The organism is Paenibacillus sp. 1-18 (assembly GCF_000520755.1).
Lineage (GTDB): Bacteria > Bacillota > Bacilli > Paenibacillales > Paenibacillaceae > Paenibacillus > Paenibacillus brasilensis.
The window spans coordinates 1-862 of record NZ_ASSB01000118.1 but is presented as its reverse complement, the minus strand read 5'-3'; the positions used below and the strand labels follow the sequence as shown (position 1 = coordinate 862).

Genomic DNA, 862 nt, shown 5'->3' with positions numbered 1-862 from the left:
TGCTTGAAGTGAAACATTATTAGTAGTAATCGCATTGTCTTTTTGTTCAGGGAAGATAAAATCTTTGATAAAACCTTCGCCGTCATAAATTACTTTTAAACCAGGCTGAGGGTCAGGGTTATCAATATGATATACCGGCAGTGATTTGGTTGCTTCTTCGATCTCTTTATCCTCTTGTTTTTCTTTTTCTAGCTCAGCCTGTTGTTCAGCAGTCAGTGGGGCAATAGCAGCTTTAGATTTTTGCTGTTCAGGGACCGGAGTTCCTTTTTCCAATACAACCATGTTATTGTTCTCATCATATTGGATGATTGTACCCGCTAACATTTGGTCAGGGATTTTCTCTCCTTTCTCAGCATGGGAGATTGCTGGACTGGCGACTCCCCAAGGAATGAGTAACGTTGCAGCTAGAAAAGCTTGTGGTAAATTTTACTTTCATAACAAAACGCCTCCTTTAAAAATTTGTAAATGCATAATCAGCGTAAAGGACTCTGCTATTATTGATATAGTCCTTTTTATAGCATATATGAATATATTTAGTTTTTTTAGATTAGGTAAAGGCTGGCGGAGAATGTTTTTTTTACGTCATTTCATGCCCAAAAAGTTATTGACAACTGTTAAATTATGGACAACAATAGAATACAATAATATAAAAGTTTTGGAATTTCTGTATGAAAGGTGGATATGACATGAAGCATACACCTACGATTCGGGCAGAATTAGACGGATATTTAAAACAAGAAGGTTTGAGTCTAACGCAATTTGGGCAAATTGCAGGCATGAATAGGGGAGCGGTAAGTGCTATTGTGTCAGGAAATAAGCCTATGTCCATTAACCAGCTTGACCTAATTACGGAGGCTATGGG

Annotated in this window: 2 pseudogenes; one reads left to right on the top strand and one right to left on the bottom strand. The window is 37.5% G+C overall.

What is annotated here, in order from left to right:
• Positions 1–282: pseudogene (locus tag L693_RS31170) on the bottom strand (hypothetical protein); the annotation flags it as partial.
• Between the two features lie 404 nt (positions 283–686).
• On the opposite strand from L693_RS31170, the pseudogene L693_RS29845 reads away from it, so the two are divergent.
• Positions 687–862, top strand: a pseudogene (locus L693_RS29845) (helix-turn-helix transcriptional regulator); the annotation flags it as partial.